The 16,553-nt window shown below is 67.8% G+C and carries 16 protein-coding genes and 1 riboswitch; of the genes, 9 read left to right on the top strand and 7 right to left on the bottom strand.

All coding sequences use genetic code 11. From position 1 onward, the window contains the following. Positions 1-126: 126 nt before the first annotated feature. From ctaC to AC1RIF_RS13900, 3 genes are all read left to right on the top strand, one after another. Positions 127-1,191 (top strand): aa3-type cytochrome oxidase subunit II, encoded by a 1,065-nt coding sequence (ctaC, locus tag AC1RIF_RS13910; RefSeq protein ID WP_492601960.1) that lies wholly within the window; start codon positions 127-129, stop codon positions 1,189-1,191. Positions 1,192-1,233: 42 nt separating this feature from the next. Continuing rightward, positions 1,234-1,650: a cytochrome c oxidase subunit 4 gene (locus tag AC1RIF_RS13905; RefSeq protein WP_492601959.1), complete on the top strand. Its 417-nt coding sequence runs from the start codon at positions 1,234-1,236 to the stop codon at positions 1,648-1,650. A gap of 157 nt (positions 1,651-1,807) precedes the next feature. Then, positions 1,808-2,305, top strand: a complete 498-nt coding sequence (locus AC1RIF_RS13900) for a hypothetical protein (protein WP_492601958.1) — start codon at positions 1,808-1,810, stop codon at positions 2,303-2,305. 70 nt (positions 2,306-2,375) lie between these two features. Here the strand turns inward: AC1RIF_RS13900 and AC1RIF_RS13895 are convergent, their stop codons facing one another. The 5 genes from AC1RIF_RS13895 to ctaE all read right to left on the bottom strand — a co-directional run bounded on the left by AC1RIF_RS13895 (position 2,376) and on the right by ctaE (position 7,420). After that, the gene (locus AC1RIF_RS13895) at positions 2,376-2,966 is read right to left on the bottom strand and encodes a GNAT family N-acetyltransferase (RefSeq protein WP_492601957.1); all 591 of its coding nucleotides are present in this window, start codon (positions 2,964-2,966) and stop codon (positions 2,376-2,378) included. Between the two features lie 118 nt (positions 2,967-3,084). Next, positions 3,085-4,743: a cytochrome bc1 complex cytochrome b subunit gene (qcrB, locus tag AC1RIF_RS13890; RefSeq protein WP_492601956.1), complete on the bottom strand. Its 1,659-nt coding sequence runs from the start codon at positions 4,741-4,743 to the stop codon at positions 3,085-3,087. Beyond that, positions 4,740-5,876: a cytochrome bc1 complex Rieske iron-sulfur subunit gene (qcrA, locus tag AC1RIF_RS13885; RefSeq protein ID WP_492601955.1), complete on the bottom strand. Its 1,137-nt coding sequence runs from the start codon at positions 5,874-5,876 to the stop codon at positions 4,740-4,742. The genes qcrB and qcrA overlap by 4 nt, the downstream gene beginning before the upstream one ends. Then, on the bottom strand, positions 5,873-6,745 hold the full coding sequence (gene qcrC / locus AC1RIF_RS13880; RefSeq protein WP_492601954.1) for a cytochrome bc1 complex diheme cytochrome c subunit: 873 nt from the start codon (positions 6,743-6,745) through the stop codon (positions 5,873-5,875). The genes qcrA and qcrC overlap by 4 nt, the downstream gene beginning before the upstream one ends. 63 nt (positions 6,746-6,808) lie before the next feature. After that, the gene (gene ctaE, locus AC1RIF_RS13875; protein WP_492601953.1) at positions 6,809-7,420 is read right to left on the bottom strand and encodes an aa3-type cytochrome oxidase subunit III; all 612 of its coding nucleotides are present in this window, start codon (positions 7,418-7,420) and stop codon (positions 6,809-6,811) included. 126 nt (positions 7,421-7,546) lie between these two features. Here ctaE and AC1RIF_RS13870 point away from each other — a divergent pair, with 126 nt between their 5' ends. Further along, positions 7,547-7,990 (top strand): hypothetical protein, encoded by a 444-nt coding sequence (locus AC1RIF_RS13870; RefSeq protein WP_492601952.1) that lies wholly within the window; start codon positions 7,547-7,549, stop codon positions 7,988-7,990. Positions 7,991-8,066: 76 nt separating this feature from the next. After that, positions 8,067-9,158 (top strand): anthranilate phosphoribosyltransferase, encoded by a 1,092-nt coding sequence (gene trpD / locus AC1RIF_RS13865; protein ID WP_492601951.1) that lies wholly within the window; start codon positions 8,067-8,069, stop codon positions 9,156-9,158. Between the two features lie 62 nt (positions 9,159-9,220). On the opposite strand, the gene AC1RIF_RS13860 is transcribed toward trpD, so the two are convergent. Continuing rightward, a complete protein-coding gene (locus AC1RIF_RS13860; RefSeq protein ID WP_492601950.1) occupies positions 9,221-9,496 on the bottom strand; it encodes an Lrp/AsnC family transcriptional regulator in 276 nt (91 codons plus the stop codon). Positions 9,497-9,505: 9 nt separating this feature from the next. Then, positions 9,506-11,254 carry a DEDD exonuclease domain-containing protein gene (locus tag AC1RIF_RS13855; protein WP_492601949.1) on the bottom strand — a complete coding sequence of 583 codons (1,749 nt, stop codon included), beginning with the start codon at positions 11,252-11,254 and terminating at the stop codon, positions 9,506-9,508. 503 nt (positions 11,255-11,757) lie between these two features. Then, a riboswitch (cyclic di-AMP (ydaO/yuaA leader) is annotated at positions 11,758-11,923 on the top strand. A 15-nt stretch (positions 11,924-11,938) separates the two neighbouring features. Here AC1RIF_RS13855 and AC1RIF_RS13850 point away from each other — a divergent pair. The 4 genes from AC1RIF_RS13850 to AC1RIF_RS13835 all read left to right on the top strand — a co-directional run bounded on the left by AC1RIF_RS13850 (position 11,939) and on the right by AC1RIF_RS13835 (position 16,494). Then, entirely contained in the window at positions 11,939-12,550 is a 612-nt protein-coding gene (locus tag AC1RIF_RS13850) for a C40 family peptidase (protein WP_492601948.1), read from the top strand. A gap of 240 nt (positions 12,551-12,790) precedes the next feature. Next, positions 12,791-13,843 (top strand): NlpC/P60 family protein, encoded by a 1,053-nt coding sequence (locus AC1RIF_RS13845; protein ID WP_492601947.1) that lies wholly within the window; start codon positions 12,791-12,793, stop codon positions 13,841-13,843. Positions 13,844-14,053: 210 nt separating this feature from the next. Beyond that, the gene (locus AC1RIF_RS13840) at positions 14,054-15,316 is read left to right on the top strand and encodes a hypothetical protein (RefSeq protein WP_492602355.1); all 1,263 of its coding nucleotides are present in this window, start codon (positions 14,054-14,056) and stop codon (positions 15,314-15,316) included. Between the two features lie 50 nt (positions 15,317-15,366). Beyond that, complete coding sequence (locus tag AC1RIF_RS13835; RefSeq protein ID WP_492601946.1) at positions 15,367-16,494, top strand: glycosyltransferase family 4 protein; 1,128 nt, start codon at positions 15,367-15,369, stop codon at positions 16,492-16,494. Positions 16,495-16,553: the final 59 nt, after the last annotated feature.

The following is a 16,553-nucleotide window of genomic DNA, read 5'->3' as shown; positions in this document are numbered from 1 at the left end:
GATGGTCCTGACTGCAACACGGGTGCCGACCCGACAGTGGAGGATCGACGCCTTTGGTCTACGCTGCGTAGTAATTGGGCCTTCCCTTCGGGTGTGCCCTAGTGGAATTGCGGCGATCAGGAAGGCGTGAACGTGGCGCAAGGTCGGATCCTTCGGCGAGCCGGGCTGGCAGCATCTTTGGGCATAGCTGCCATGCTGTTGTCGGGATGTTCAATCGACAACTCGGTGCTTCGCTTCGGGTGGCCCTCGGGAATTACCCCGCAGGCAGAGCGCATGCGCGAACTCTGGACGTGGTCGGTCATCGCCGCCCTCGTCATGGGTGTCATCGTGTGGGGTCTCACCTTCTGGGTGGTCATCTTCCACCGTAAGAAGAAGAACTCGCCCGAGTTCCCCCGTCAGACGGCATACAACGTGCCGCTGGAGCTGTTCTACACGGCAGTTCCGTTCGTGATCATCGCTGTGCTCTTCTACTTCACCGTGGTCGTGCAGAACTACGTCACGGAGAAGAAGGACAATCCGAACGTCGTCGTCGATGTGACGGCGTACCAGTGGAACTGGAAGTTCGGCTACCGCACGATCGATCTCGGCGACGGCACGGCGAAGTACGAGGGCACCGACGAGGCTGCCACCGCTGCTGCGCTTGCGGCGTCGAAGCCCGAGGGCCTCGACGAGCACGGCCGCGAGAAGACGGGCCCGATCCACGGGAAGAACACCCAGGATCTGTCCTACCTGCACTACGACAAGATCGAGACCGTCGGCACCAGCAACGAGGTTCCGATCCTCGTCCTGCCGACCGGCAAGCGCATCGAGTTCGTGCTCGCGTCCTCGGACGTCATCCACTCGTTCTGGGTTCCGGAGTTCCTGTTCAAGCGTGACGTGAACCCGAACCCGAAGGAGAACAACTCGGACAACGTCTTCCAGATCAGTGAGATCGAGAAGGAAGGCGCGTTCGTGGGCCGCTGTGCAGAGATGTGCGGCACCTTCCACGCGATGATGAACTTCGAGGTCCGCGCTGTGACGCCGGAGAAGTTCGAGCAGTACATCGAGGCTCGTAAGTCCGTCGAGGAGGGCGGCAAGGGTCTGAACACTGCCGAGGCGCTCGCATCGATCGGCGAGTCGCCCACCGCGACCTCGACCTCGCCGTTCAACACCGACCGCACGGTGCGCGAAGCATCGACCAGCGGTAACTGACCCGCGAATCCCGAGAATCTCTGACCAAGGACAAGAACTGATATGAAGATCGAAGCCAAGCTCTTCGAGATCCTGACGGTGTTCTTCATTCTCGTCGCGATCGTCTACGGTGTCTTCACCTCGATGTCGCGGACCGGAATCGAGTGGGCCGGCCTGACCGCAATCGTTCTCTCGGCCGGACTGAGCCTGATCGTCGGCACGTACTTCCGGTTCGTCGCCCGTCGTCTGGACACGCGCCCCGAGGACTACGAGGAGGCGGAGATCTCCGACGGGTCCGGCGATCTGGGCTTCTTCAGCCCGGGTAGCTTCTGGCCCATCCTGCTGGCCGGTGCCGCCGGGTTCGCCGCGATCTCGCTGGCGTTCTTCCAGCCCTGGATGATCGTTGCTGCGGTCATCCTGGTTCTGGCGTCCTCCGCTGGTCTGGTCTTCGAGTACCACCTCGGTCCGGAGAAGCACTAGCTCGGACGCTCCACAACTACGGCTGAAGGCGCCGAACCCTTTTCGGGTTCGGCGCCTTCAGCCGTTTCGGTGTACTCGGTGTCCGGTTGCGGTGTCCGCGACCGCCGAAAGACGATGCCGGTGGATCCGAGTCGTATCGGATCCGGGAGGAGCAGGCTTGCCGATTTCCGAGTTCGAGCGCGAGGACCGTCTCCTGTGGCGTTTCGTGATCGTCGACGACGTACCCGACTACTTCGAGAGCCCCGGGATGCGAATCGACCCGCCAGGCGCGTGGGTGGAGGCTGTCGCGGCGGTTGCCCGTGACCTACGTTGTCTGCGCCACGGACGGGACGTTCAGCCCGCTCGCCTGATGTGGGAACTGTCCGTCGGCGCCGAGTACGCCGTCACCATCGGGTGGAATCGAAGTGGCGGCACAAGCGGGTTCAGCGTGTGCAATGGCCTGTCGATCGACGCCTCTTTCGCCGAAGCGGCGGTGTGGGTCGCGGACACGGCACAGACCGAGTTGGCCGGCTACGAGTTCGTCCAGTGGCCCACTCGCGGTCGTCACCTGCTGGTTCCCCGTCGGTCCGACAGCGTGCCCGTCTGGATCGATCCGCACACCGATCGCGTGATCTGCCGGATCGGTGAACTCTGCACGAGTGTCGACAGGGCTTGATCGACTCCTTCGCCGTGCACACACGGCCACGGCGCGGTCCACCGGCCCTCGGCCGGGACAGCGCATCCCGTCATGGGCGAAGCATCGCCCACACCTGCGGGCCACCGTGGGGCAGTGTCGTACTGCCCGTCACCTCGAAGCCGAGGTTCTCGTAGAACCCGACATTGGACTGCGACGACGTCTCCAGGTACGCCGCGAAGCCTTCCCGCCGCGCCTCTCGGAGACCAGGTTCGAGTACAGCCCGTCCCAGTCCGAGCCCCTGCGACCCGGGATCGACGCCGACGGTCGCCAAGAACCAGACCGGATCCGACGGCCGCAGGATCTCGGTAGCCTCGTCCGCACGGGCTGCGATCTCGGCTCGGTCACCGTACAGTGCGGCGACGTCGTCCGCGATCGATCCGAACGCCACATCCAGCCCCGTCGAGGACGGCGTGGTCCACACCGCAACCGCGGTCACATCGTCGGACACCCATACCTTCCCACACCGCATGCCGATCTCGGTCAGGAAGAGTCGCTGCAACGTGTGGACACGCTTCTCGTGATCGCGGTAATCGACGGTGTGCCGGGTGAAAGGGTAGTCGGCGAAGGCGCGACCGAGGGTCGTGGCAGCCTTCGCGGTGTCAGCCGTCGTTGCTTGCCGGATCGTGAGATTTCTGGCCATGTGATGTCACCCTACCGATCGTGCCATCCCGGCCGGGGTAGGGGAGTGGCGTCCGCCGGAAACGGGAAAGGCCCCGAACCGTAATCGGTTCGGGGCCTTTCCCGTTGGTCTCGGCGAACTAGTGCGCTTCGCCGTCGCCGGAGCCGTTTCCGGATCCGTTTCCACGGATGCGGTCCTGGTACTCCGTGAGCATCTTGAGCTGCTCGTGCTCGGCAGCATGCTCGGCGGCCTCCAGGGCCTGGCTCTGCTCGACCGGGTCCGGGGAGACCCAGCTACCGGAGCCGGGCTTGCCGGCGGATCCGAGCTTGTTCATCTTCTTCGGGATCGCGGCACCCTGGTACTCCAACGGAATCGGGTGGCCGTGATCGTCGACCGGGCCGAGCGGCTGGTGGATCTCGACGTACTCACCGTGCGGCAGGCGCTTGATGATGCCGGTCTCGATACCGTGCTCGAGCACTGCGCGGTCACTGCGCTGCAGACCGATGCAGAACCGGTAGGCCACGTAGTAGGCGACCGGAGGCAGGATCACCATGCCGATTCGGCCGATCCAGGTCATCGCGTTGAGCGAGATGTCCAGGTGGAAGGCGATGACGTCGTTGATGCACGAGAGCGTGAGGACGACGTAGAACGAGATCGCCATCGCGCCGATGCCGGTGCGGACCGGGACGTCACGCGGACGCTGCAGCAGGTTGTGGTGTGCGTCGTCCTTGGTGAACTTCTTCTCGATCCACGGGTAGGCGATCAGCACCGCGAACACCAGGCCCATGATCACCGCGACAGCGAACACCGCGGGGATCGTGTAGCGATCGAACAGGTAGATCTCCCACGCCGGCCACAGACGCGCCAAGCCGTCCGTCCACATCATGTAGATATCGGGCTGGACACCCGCGGAAACCTGCGAGGGGTTGTACGGGCCGAGGTTCCAGACCGGGTTGATGGCGAACAGACCACCCATGAGCGCGAGGATGCCGAACGTGAAGGCGAAGAACGCGCCGCCCTTGAGAGCGAACACCGGGAGGATGCGAACGCCGACGACGTTCTGCTCGGTGCGGCCCGGGCCGGGGAACTGCGTGTGCTTCTGGTACCACACCAGCGCGAGGTGCGCGGCGATGAGGGCCAGGATGATGCCGGGCAGCAGGAGCACGTGTGCGACGTACATGCGCGGGATGATCAGGGTGCCGGGGAAGTCGCCACCGAAGAGCATCCAGTGCAGCCAGGTACCCGCGATCGGGACACTGAGCGTGATGCCGGAGAGCGCCGCGCGGACACCCGTGCCGGACAGCAGATCGTCGGGCAGCGAGTAGCCGAAGAAGCCCTCGAACATCGCCAGGATCAGCAGGAGGCAGCCGATGACCCAGTTCGCCTCACGCGGGCGCCGGAACGCGCCGGTGAAGAAGATACGCAGCAGGTGCACGATGATCGACGCGGCGAACATCAGCGCGGCCCAGTGGTGGACCTGACGGACGAACAGGCCGCCCCGAACCTCGAACGAGATATCGAGCGTGGTTGCGTACGCCCGCGACATCGTGATGCCGCGCAGCGGCTCGTAGGCGCCGTTGTAGACGACCTCTGCCATCGACGGATCGAAGAAAAGTGTCAGGTAGACACCCGAGACCAGCAGGATGACGAAGCTGTACAGCGCGATCTCGCCGAGCATGAAAGACCAGTGGGTCGGGAAGACCTTGTTGATCTGTCGCTTCATTCCGGCGGCGAGATGGTAGCGGGAGTCGACCGCCTCCGCTTGGGCGGCAACTCGGGATTGAGTGGTAGTGGTCACGGTCGACGCTCCCAAAATGCCGGGCCGAGGGCTTCGATGAAGTCACCGTTGGCGACGAGGTAGCCCTCTTCGTTCACTGTAATAGGCAGCTGCGGAAGAGCACGAGCAGCGGGACCGAAGATCGGCTTGCCGTACTGCAGCGCATCGAACTGCGACTGGTGGCAGGGGCACAGAATTCGGTTGGTCTGCTGCTCGTACAGCGAGGTGGGGCAGCCGAGGTGGGTGCAGATCTTCGAGTACGCGAAGTAGTCGCCGTAGTTGAAGCTCTCCTGGCCCTTACGCTTGACAGCCTTCTCGGTGTCCGCGGTGCGCAGACGGATGAGCATGACGGCGTTTCGGATTCCACGCAGGGCCTTGAACAGCTCGTGGTCGTTGCCACGCTCGGATTCGCGGAACGGGAAGACCGTCTCCATGCCGCCGGCGTCGAGGTCCTCGGGACGCACCAGCACGATGTCGTGCGGACGGCCGGTGTCGCGGCGCAGGTAGATGGTCTCGCCCGGGTAGCGGGGAGTCCAGCCCGACACCCACAGCGGGGAGTCGTCGCCCTTGGCCCACGGGTTCTTGATCATGCCGCCGAGGGGCATGACGGACATGATGCCGAGTGCGCCGCCGCCGAAGATCAGGCTGCGCTTGATGACCTTGCGGCGACCGATCGTCGACGTCTCGAGGGTGTCGCTCAGCTGCGCGGCGAGGGTCTTCTTGTCGACCTCCGCCGAGCCGCCGTCGTGGCGGTCCTGGATCGAGATCTCTTCGGGGACGAACTTCTTGGTGAACTTCACCGCGCCGACACCGATGCCGAGGATCGCGATACCCATGGTGAGGCCGAGGAGCGGGGTGTACAGGTTGAACGCCCAGTACTGGGAGTCGCCCTGACCGACGTACTGCCACGGCCAGAACAGGAACACCGCGATGAACGCGATCGAAGCCAGGCCCGCGATCGTGAACCAGAGGGCAACCGAGCGCTCGGCGCGCTTCTCGGCCTTGGTGCCCTCGACCGGCCAGCGATCCCGACGGAACGCGACATCGACGCCGTCGAGATTGGTACCGAGTTCGACGAGTTCGTCCCGGCTCATCCGGTCGAGTTCGTCGTCCGCGTACTTCTTCGGCGTATCGCCGCTGCCGGCGTCGCTCATGACCTTGCTCCGATCCACAGTGCTGCACCGACGACAGCGACGATGCCGACAACCCACATAAGGAGGCCCTCGGTCGAGGTGCCGAGGCCACCGAGGCCGTAGCCGCCGGGGCTCTTCGCCTCGCCCGAATGCTTGATGTACGCGATGATGTCCTCCTTCTCCTCCATCGTCAGCTGACGGTCGGAGAACTTGGGCATGTTCTGGGGGCCCGTGACCATGGCAGCGTAGATCTGCTGCTCGTTGGCGGGGTCCAGGATGGGTGCGTACTTACCGCTGGACAGTGCGCCACCACGACCGGTGAAGTTGTGGCACGAGGCACAGTTCATCCGGAAGAGCTCGCTGCCACGGGCAACATCGTTGCCGCGGAGCGAAGACTGGGCGATCTCGCCGTTCTCGTCGCGGACGAGGGTGGGGCCGCCACCCTGCGACTGGACGTAGGCGCCGATGGCGTCCGTCTGGCGCGCATCGAACTTCGGCGTCTTGCGGGAGGCCTGGGCCTCGTTGCGTGCGGCAGGCATACGGCCGGACGACACCTGGAAGTACACGGCTGCCTCACCGACACCGATCAGGCTGGGGCCGCGGTCCTGGACACCCTGCAGGTTCGCGCCGTGGCACGTGATGCAGGAGGTGTCGTAGAGCTGCTTGCCTTCGCGGATCAGTGCAGCAGAGTCATCGCTCGCGGTGGCGACCTGCGGTGCAGGCGTCAAGGCGGAGGCGAGGAAGCCGGCGCTGACCAGGCCCATCATGAGGATCAGCGCGCCGGTGACGCGACGGCGCATCTTGCGCTGGCGTCGCGTCTTGGCGGCAGAAGCTGCTGCGGGACGGTGGGGCATGTCACCCTCGATTGCGGGAGGGGGGGATGAACTCATCTGTATCCCTTTGGTATGTCGGGACGACTGAAGCGTCAGGGGGCTGCCTGGGCGTCCAGCTGGCTAACGGATGAAATAAATCGTGGCGAACAGGCCGATCCACACAATGTCGACGAAGTGCCAGTAATACGAGACGACGATCGCCGCAGTTGCCTGTGCAGGCGTGAACTTGCTGACCTTGGTGCGGACGATCAAGAAGACGAAGGCGATGAGGCCGCCGATGACGTGCAGGCCGTGGAAGCCGGTGGTCATGAAGAACACCGAGCCGTACACGCTGCTCGAAATCGTCACCCCTTCCTTGACGAGCTGGACGTACTCGAAGCCCTGGCCGAGCACGAAGAACGTGCCCATGGCAAGAGTCACCAGGTACCACCGCCGCAGTCCGAAGACATCACCCTTCTCAGCGGCGAAAACGCCCATCTGGCAGGTGAAGGAGGAGGCGATCAGTACGAGGGTGACCGGCACCGCTAGTGCCAGGTTGAGATGCACGGGTTCCGGCGGCCAGTTGTCGCCCGCCTGCGCCCGCGCAACGAAGTACATAGCGAAGAGCCCTGCGAAAAACATGAGCTCGCTTGACAACCACACGATGGTGCCGACGCTGACCATGTTTGGCCGGTTCAGCGAGTGCACGCGCTGGGTGATTGCCGATCCTGAAGTCCCTACTGCGCTCGTCACGCTCAGAAGTATGACGCCTTGTCGTAACAGGCGGGTACCCGGGTCCTACCTCGGCGCGTCGGCCCACGTCAGAGGGTGTTCTCCGCTCGCGTCGGCGGGTCCCGGTGAACGTGGCAGGCTAGGCGCATGGAACTCAGGCGCGGCGTCGCACGTTGGATTGACGGTCTTCTGTCTCGGCGCTCGCCGGCCCCTCTCGATCGGAGTCGTCCGGATCTGGTCGTGGTGGTGTCGGGGTTCGACGACGCGGAGGCGTCGTCCACGGTCCTCGAACGCGGCGCCGCGGGCGACCCCGCGTGGATCCCGGAGGCCGAGGCGGTGCTCCGCCACCATCTCCGACTGCCCGACGCCGAGGTCCAGGATGCCGTCGCCGTTGCGGCCCAGGACGGCTACGAACCGGCGGGCGATCCGGAACCCGCCGGCGACGGAACGGTCACCGTCGTCCTCGAACGCGTCCAGATCCTCGACGCCCTGCACTGCTCGCAGGAGCGGTCCCGAATGGCGGGACTGGCACAGCGCAGGGGCGGTGCCGCGGTCGGCTGGGAGGGTCTGCAACCGCCGTCCGCGTCGTGACCCGTGGCACGCGCACTAAGCTGCGGATCGACATGCCCACCCGGCAGTTGGTGGGCGCCCGGCAGAAAGGGTCGTGATGGTGCGGCAGGCAGTAGCGCAAGGCACGGAACGAGTGGCAGGCGCGACTGACCGGAGCTGGCCCGCGGTCCTGGGAGCCCTCACCGACGGTCGTGACCTCACCGCCGACGACACCGCGTGGGCGATGGACGAGATCATGTCGGACGCCGCGACCTCGGCGCAGATCGCGGCCTTCGGCGTCGCCCTGAAGATGAAGGGGGCCACCCCCGCGGAGCTGCGCGGTCTCGCCGACGCGATGCTGGGGCACGCGAAGACCGTGCCGGTCTCGCCGGACGTCGTCGACGTCGTCGGCACAGGCGGGGACCGCTCGCACACGGTCAACATCTCGACGATGGCGTCGGTCGTCGTCGCTGCGGCAGGTGTCCGGGTGGTCAAGCACGGCAACCGGGCCGCGTCGTCGAAGAGTGGCGGTGCGGACGTTCTCGAGGCCCTGGGCGTGCACATCAATCTCGGCGCCCGGGAGGTGGCGCGGTGCGTGGAGGAGGTCGGGATCGGCTTCTGCTTCGCCCCGGTGTTCCATCCGGCGCTGCGATTCGCGGGAGCACCGCGCAAGGAGATCGGGATTCCCACCGTCTTCAACGTGCTCGGCCCGCTCACCAACCCGGCGCGCCCGCGGGCCGGCCTGATCGGGTGCGCGTTCCCCGACCTGATTCCGGTGGTCGCGGGGGTGCTCGCCGAACGCGGGAACTCGGCGCTGGTGGTGCGCGGGGACGACGGGCTCGACGAGATCACGACATCGACGACGTCGGAGGTGTACGTCGTGTCCGGCGGCACCGTGCGGGCCCAGAAGCTGGATCCGACCGACCTCGGGATCGTCCGCGTTCCGCTCGACGCGCTGCGCGGTGGCGATGCGGTCGACAATGCGCGGGTGGCGCGCGGGATCTTCGCCGGCGAGGAGGGGCCCGTGCGGGATGCGGTGCTTCTCAACGCGGCGGGCGCGATCGCCGCGTACGACGGACTGTCCGGCAGCCTCGAGGAGTCACTGACGGCGGGCATGGAGAAGGCCGCCCGGGCGATCGATTCCGGTGCCGCGGCGGCCCTGCTGGAGCGTTGGGCGGCGCTGACCGTGGAGTTGGCCGCTCAGCGCTGAGTCGCGGCTGAGCGGGCGAGCCTGATGGTCCCGGGGCTCGGGAACCCCGGGACTCGGGTGGTCTACTCGCCGAGTGAGAAGGCCGCCTCCACGTCGGCGCTCGAGTACGACTGGAACGCGATGTGCGTCGCGGTCTTGAGCACACCGGGGACCTTGTTGATCCGTTCGGTCACGACCTCGGCGATCTGTGCGTGGTCGCGGACCTTCACGATCGCGATCAGGTCGATGTCGCCCGCGCACGAGTAGACCTCGGACACGCCGGGGAGATCGGCCACCGCCTGTGCGGTCTCGGGGATCCGGTCGGCTTCGGCGTGGATCATGACGATGGCGTTGATCATGGTGCTCCTTCAGTGCTCCGGTGCGGCACGGTGCTGTCGTTCGTCCAACACAGTAGGCGGTGCCGCACCCCGCGCCAGCGTGCACCAGTGCTCCCACGAGCCCGCTCCGCCGGCCGGTTCGCCGTATCCCGCGCTGGTGCGGACGATGCGTGTGCCGTCGGCGTGCAGCCACCGTGCGACGAGCCCGACCTCCTCGGGAGAGGCGCCGCGCAGCGGGGTCTGGTCGGGCAGGACGGTTTCCGCCGACGCGACCAGCGCCTCGACCACCGGCATCGGTGGAACACCACGTCGTGCGACACCGGCGGCGGCGAGGCGGCCGCAGCGGACCACCGCGAACTCCCACCCGCCGTCGGCGGCCCGCCGGGCCGCGATCAGTTCGTCGACGGCGGTGAGCGACCCGAGCCGTTGCATGCGCCGCAGGGCCAGGCCGAGGGCCGCGGTGCGGTCGCGTAGTCGGGCGGCGCTCTCGAACAGTTCGGCGGCCGCCAGTTCCTCGATGCGCTCGCGCATGCGGTGCAGTGGTGTGTCGTCGGTGCCGCGGAACAAGGCCCGCGCCAGCGTCGGCGCGACGGCGTATCCGTCCTCGTCGTCGGAGATCGCGGGGCACCCGCCGATGTCGCGGGGCGGGCACTTGGGTCCGTGCGGCTGCCCCCGGCGGATGCGCGTCGTGCACGTCCGCAGGCCGCAGAACTCGGCCACGGTCTGCGCGGCGTCCGTGGCGTCGGTGCGGGACCGGAAGGGCCCCAGCGCGTCGCTCGTCGCTGTACGGACCACCGAGAGGCGCGGAAAGGTCTCGTCGGTGATCGTGACCCACCAGCCGCGCATGGGGAACTTGGATCGGCGGTTGTACGGGGGCACGTGGGCGCTGAGCAGTCGCAGCTCGCGGACCCCGGCCTCGAGTGGGTGCGCGCACTCGACGTGATCGATCCGGGTGGCGAGGGCGACCATCTCCTTCATCCGCCCCCGCGTCTCCGAGCCGGTGAAGTAGGTGCGGACGCGGCGGTGGAGATCGGTCGCGGTGCCGACGTAGAGGACCTCGTCGGACGGGCCGCGAAACAGGTAGACCCCGGGGGAACGAGGGAGGTGGCTCGCGAGAGTGCGTTTGGCGCGCTGCTCGGACGACACCCGCGGTAGGTAGTCGAGAAGCTCGGGGAGGCTGTGCACTCCCTGGTTGCCGACTCGGCCGATGAGGGCGTGCAGGACGTCGACGGTGGCCTTGGCGTCGTCGAGCGCACGGTGCGTCGGGGTGGTCTCGGCCCCGAACAGGGTCGCGAGCGCCGAGAGCTTCACCGACGGCGCCTCGTCGCGGCTCAGGACCCGGCGGGCGAGCTTCACGGTGCACAGCACCTGGAACTTGGGCCACGGGATGTCCTGGCGGGCCGCTGCGGCCTTGAGGAACCCGACGTCGAATCCCGCGTTGTGGGCGACCAGCACGGCGCCGCGTGCGAACTCGAGGAACGCGGGCAGAACCGCGTCGATGCGGGGCGCGCCCCGCACCATCGCGGTGGTGATGCCGGTGATCTCGACGATGTACGGCGGGATGGCGCGTCCGGGGTCGATCAGGGTCCCGAGCTCGCCGACGATCTCGCCGCCCCGCACCTTCACGGCCCCGATCTCGGTGATGGCATCGGTATCGGCGCTGCCACCGGTGGTCTCGAGATCGACGACGACGAAGGTGGTCTCGCGCAGCGGAGTATCCAGCTCGTCGAACGTCAGTTGGGTTCCGTTCGTCGAACGGGCGGATCGCGGCGCACTCACGATTCGGGACCCTAGAGACCGCCACCGACAGCGCCCGCGGAACGTGGGTGGTGCACAGCGGAAGTCGGGGGATCGGGGATGCGATTCGGCGCAGAGAGACGAGGATCACACCGGACCTGCGGGCTCGTCGCAGGCGCGGCGCGTGATCTCCGTTGCGGGACTACGGTTTCGGCGGCCTCACGCGCACCGTGTGGCGGCGCGGCAGCGGCGGCGAGGTCGCACCGCCGGCACCGTGTGGATCTGCGTTGACCAGTGGGGACGCCGGATCTGCGGGGTCGGTCCGGGGTGCCGGCGGGTCCGGGCCGAACGCGGGATCCGGTCGACGGCCCAGTCGAAAGGGACCGCTCGTTATCCCGTCGTGATCATGTGTCGATCGAAGCGTGTCCAAACCCGGCAAATCGCAAAAACGGGGCGATTTCCGCGCGTTCGAGTCGACACGGTGGATGCGCTTTCGTAATCTTCTTGAGACCTAGCGGAGTCTTGCCGTCCCACCCGGGACGGCATCGCTGGGACCGCCTAATCGGAACCTCTCCGGAGGGAACGAGCCGGGAACCCAAGTTTCTTCTGGGGTGAATCCCGTCGAAGCCGCGATGCGGTGTCGACGGGTAGGGCTGATCTTCCCAGCCCGAACCCGTCAGCTAACTCGGTCGGCGGATGAACGGAAGAAACGGAGTTCCCTTTCTCGTGGCGTCATCTACTTTCACGCGTTCCGCGCGTCGCGCCGCCGTTGCCGGCGCACTCGCAGTCGGAGCCGTCACGGTCACCGCTGCTCCCGCCCTTGCCGACCCGATCGCCATCCCGGGTGTCGGCACCGTCGAGGTCCCCGGCGTGACGCAGCAGCAGGTCGACGACGTGATCGCGAGCATCACCCCGGCCATCCCCGAGGGCATCGTTCCCGGTGTGGCGACCGGCAGTGCGGCGGCGGTTCCGGCCCCGCTCGCGCCCATCGTCACTGCAGGTGAGAAGGCCCTCGAGGCCGCCCGTACCAAGCTGGGTGCACCGTACGTGTACGGCGCTGCGGGTCCGGACGCATTCGACTGCTCGGGGCTGATCCAGTGGGCCTACAAGCAGGCCGGACTGAACCTTCCCCGGACCAGCTACGACCAGGCTGCCGCCGGTTTCGCCGTCGCCCAGTCGGATCTGCGGGTCGGCGACGTGATCTCGTTCTACGGCGGAAGCCATTCGGGCATCTACGCGGGCGACGGCAATGTCATCCACGCATCGACTGCGGGCCAGCCGGTCAAGCTGGCGCCTGTGTCGTCGATGCCGTTCGACGGTGCACGCCGCTACGCGTGACGCGCTAGACGTTCGACGTGTGCAGGGTGGGTCCGACTGTGGTCGGGTCCGCCCTGCACTCGTTTCTGCCCATGTCCGTCGCGGGCGGTTCGTGGCTTTCGCGACGATGTACGAATTGTCCTACTCCCGGGTAGACACGGACATATGCCGTTCCGTAACCTGTTCGAGACCTTACGGATCCCGTGCAGGCCCCACCGCTGCGTGGTGGAGACGAATCCAGAAACGGAGAGTCGCGCCGCTGTGCCCTCCCACAAGATGAAGCGTTCGATGTGTGCCGCGATGGCGACGGGAGTGCTCTCCCTGACCCTCGTGGGACTGCCCGCCGGCCCGGCCGGCGCGGATCCGGTGATGAGCAATCCGACCGAGGCTCTCGAGCGACTCGCGGATCTGTCGCGCGAGTCGGAACGGACCACCGAGGCGCTGCACAACGCGCAGATCGACCTCGACGGTAAGCAGGCGGCCCAGCGGGACGCCGAAGCGCGGTTGGCCGGAGACCGTGAGTTGCTGGCCGCCGCCGAATCCCGGATCGACCAGTTCCGTCCCACGGTCGGCAAACTCGCGGCCGCCAGCTACCAGGGTGCCCGCACCAACCGACTGTTCGCGCTGATGGTGAGCGACTCGCCGCAGCAACTGCTCGATCAGATGTCGGCGCTCGACGCGATCTCGAACGAGACCTCGAAGGCCGTCGCCGGATTCAAGCAGGCGTCCGCCGACGCAACCGCCGCCGCCGAGGCCTCGCAGGCGTCCGCCGACGCGGCCCGCGCCGCGACCGAGCAGGCCAAGCTGATCAGCGACGAGCTCCAGAACAAGCAGAGCGAGCTGCAGAAGCAGATCGACTCGGTGACCGAGGCGTTCGACCAGCTCACCGGCGCCGAGCGTGCGCAACTGGCCGGCTCGACCTTCCCTCCGGGCGTCGACGCCGGGAGCATTCTGGCGAACCTCGGCTCGGGCGCCGGATCGGCCGCGTTGCAGGCCGGCCTCACCCAGGTGGGGAAGCCGTACAGCTGGGGTGCGACCGGTCCCGACGCGTACGACTGCTCCGGGCTCGTGGTGTGGGCATACAAGCAGATCGGCAAGGTGTTGCCGCGCTCGAGTCAGGCGCAGGCCGGCGGCGGCACACCGGTCGACAAGAGTCAGCTGCAACCGGGCGACGTCGTGCTGTTCTACAGCGACGCCTCGCACGTCGGCCTGTACGCCGGTGACGGCAACGTCCTGCACGCCTCCACGTACGGCACCCCGGTGAAGGTCGACTCCATGGCGTCGATGCCCTTCTACGGAGCCCGCCGCTACTGAGAACACCGCCCGAGCACTCGATACACCGACGCCGGATGGACCCGATACCCAGGGGTATCGGGTCCATCCCCGTCTGCGGCTCCTAGACTCTCGGACGTGTCCGACGAAGATCACTCACCGAGTCCCGCGCCCCGGCGGCGTGTGCGTCGGTGGGAGTGGGTGGGTCTGGTCGGGCTGGGCGTCGCGGTGGCGCTGGTCCTCTCGCTGACGATGTTCGACCGTGGCGACGACGAGCCGGAGCTGCGTGGCCCCGCGGTGCCCGTCGGGAACCCGTACGACGAGGGCCGCCGCGTGGGTGCCCAGGCAGTGCTGGACGAGTGGGCGCGTGCAGTGCGGGTGGGCGACACGGCGGCGCTTCCGGCGCTGTTCGATCCGCACGCGACTCCCGGGTTTCTCGACTCGGAGGTCCGGCGGGCGAACAATGCTGCACAGGTGCCCTTCTCCGAGTTCGCGTACGACATCGGACTCGGGCCCGAGACGCCGGTCCCGTCGGGAGTGGCCGACGCGCTCGGCGCCTCGGACGTGTGGGCCCCGGCGGTGTACCTGCGCTACGGAATCGCCGGCGCCGACGCCCAGTCGACCCGTAAGCCGGTCTCGGTGCTGCTGGCGCGGCGCGGCGACGAGTGGAAGCTCGTGGACGATGCGCCCTTGCCCGGCTCGGACCGTGAGACATGGCGCGGTCCTTGGGATTTCGGTCCCGTCATCACCCGGACGGTGCCCGGCGAGGAGGGGCGCCCGTCGATCGTGCTCGGTCACCCCGAGCAGTCGGCGATGATCGACCTGATCGCGGCGGACCTCGGCGACGCCGTCGCTCACGTGACCGACGTCTGGGGTGACGGCTGGTCGCGGAGGGCCGTGGTCGTGGTGGCCGGCTCGCAGGAGGAGTTCTCCTCGCTCGTCGGCTCGGACCACAGTGGCGCCGACATCGCGGCGGTCGCGGTGTCCGACGCGGTGGATCGTCGATCGGGCACGGCGTCCGGGCAGCGGATCGTGTTCAGCCCGGAGGCCGCGGGACGACTGACGGACCTGACCCGGGTCTCGGTCCTGCGGCACGAACTCACCCACGTCGCGGCCCGCCCCGCTACCGAGGACGGATCCCCGATGTGGATGCTCGAGGGGTACGCCGACTACGTCGGCTACCGCGGTATCGAGGCGCAGTTCGCCGAACTCGCGCCCACCCTGGCGGCGGAGGTCGCACGGACCGGTCCGCCGACGACGCTGCCGGCGGACGGGGACTTCCGTGCCGGCGGCGACACCGCCCGGGCGGCGTACGAGTCCTCCTGGGCCTTGGCGACTTTCATCGCTGCCGAGTACGGCGAACCACGTCTGGACGAGCTGTACCGGCAGTTGGCCCAGGGGCCCGTCACCCCGGCCGATCTCGACAGCCGGATCCGTGCCACCCTGGGCACCGGGGCGGACGGTCTGGTCCAGGCGTGGGCCACGTGGATCAAGGGGCAGTTGGCCCGACCCTGACGCCCGACCCTGACGCCTGACCCCGGGACTTCGGCACCTACGGTGGACACATGCGTCGAACCCTGTTGGTGACGAATGACTTTCCACCGCGTCCCGGTGGGATCCAGTCGTATCTGCACGCCTTTGCGGCACAGCTTCCCGCGGACGACCTGGTCGTCTACGCGCCGAGATGGCGCGGCGACAGTCACATCCGTTTCGACGCGGAGCAGCCCTACGAGGTGGTGCGGCACCCGACGACACTGATGGTGCCCACGCCGTTCGTCGCGCGACGTGCGGCGAAGCTCGTCGAGAAGTACGAGTGCACGAGCGTGTGGTTCGGGGCCGCCGCACCGCTGGCGCTGCTCGCTCCGACGGTCCGCCGGGCCGGTGCGCAGCGGGTGATCGCGTCCACCCACGGGCACGAGGTGGGCTGGTCCATGCTGCCCGGCGCGCGGCAGGCCCTGCGCCGCATCGGCGACCACACCGACGCCGTCACCTACGTCAGCAAGTACACGCGGGGTCGGTTCGCGGCGGCCTTCGGGTCGCACGCGGCGCTCGAGCACCTGCCGTCCGGCGTCGACACCGACCTGTTCCGGCCCGATCCGGCGGCGCGGGCGGAGCTGCGTGCCCGCTACGGACTGGGGGAGCGGCCGACGATCCTGTGCCTGTCGCGGTTGGTTCCGCGGAAGGGGCAGGACCAGTTGATCCGGGCGCTGCCCGCGATCCGGCGGCGCATCGACGGCGCCGTGTTGGTGATCGTCGGCGGCGGGCCCTACGCCGAGCGGCTGCAGGCGCTCGCCCACGAGTGCGGCGTCGCCGAGCACGTCGTGTTCACCGGTGGCGTGCCGGCCGCGGAGCTGGCGGCACACCACACGATCGCGGACGTCTTCGCGATGCCGTGTCGGACCCGCGGCGCCGGGCTGGACGTCGAGGGACTCGGCATCGTCTACCTCGAGGCGTCGGCCACCGGCGTGCCGGTGATCGCCGGCCGCTCCGGCGGTGCGCCGGAGACCGTCGTCGAGAACCGGACCGGGCTGGTCGTCGACGGCACGTCCGTGGACGATGTCGCGCAGTCGGTGATCTCGGTGCTCGAGGATCGGGACCGGGCCGTCGCGATGGGTGCGGCCGGGCGGGACTGGGTGAAGACGAACTGGCGCTGGGACGTGCTGGGGGGCAAGCTGCGTCGCCTGCTGGGCTGACGGCGCGTCCATCCGACGAGAAGACCGACGCCCACCTCCGGGCGGAGGGTGGGCGTCGG

Source organism: Prescottella sp. GW823-FHT02E09 (assembly GCF_058797375.1).
The sequence above is the reverse complement of the archived record's forward strand: the minus strand, read 5'-3'. Positions and strand labels throughout refer to the sequence as shown.

Excerpts from the sequence above, each read along its gene's own strand:
- qcrA (WP_492601955.1), bottom strand. The coding sequence starts at position 5,876 with ATGAGCGACGCCGGCAGCGGCGATACGCCGAAGAAGTACGCGGACGAC.
- AC1RIF_RS13840 (WP_492602355.1), top strand. The coding sequence starts at position 14,054 with ATGTTCGACCGTGGCGACGACGAGCCGGAGCTGCGTGGCCCCGCGGTG.
- AC1RIF_RS13895 (WP_492601957.1), bottom strand. The coding sequence starts at position 2,966 with ATGGCCAGAAATCTCACGATCCGGCAAGCAACGACGGCTGACACCGCG.
- AC1RIF_RS13870 (WP_492601952.1), top strand. The coding sequence starts at position 7,547 with ATGGAACTCAGGCGCGGCGTCGCACGTTGGATTGACGGTCTTCTGTCT.
- AC1RIF_RS13835 (WP_492601946.1), top strand. The coding sequence starts at position 15,367 with ATGCGTCGAACCCTGTTGGTGACGAATGACTTTCCACCGCGTCCCGGT.
- qcrC (WP_492601954.1), bottom strand. The coding sequence starts at position 6,745 with ATGAGTTCATCCCCCCCTCCCGCAATCGAGGGTGACATGCCCCACCGT.
- AC1RIF_RS13905 (WP_492601959.1), top strand. The coding sequence starts at position 1,234 with ATGAAGATCGAAGCCAAGCTCTTCGAGATCCTGACGGTGTTCTTCATT.
- trpD (WP_492601951.1), top strand. The coding sequence starts at position 8,067 with ATGGTGCGGCAGGCAGTAGCGCAAGGCACGGAACGAGTGGCAGGCGCG.
- AC1RIF_RS13860 (WP_492601950.1), bottom strand. The coding sequence starts at position 9,496 with ATGATCAACGCCATCGTCATGATCCACGCCGAAGCCGACCGGATCCCC.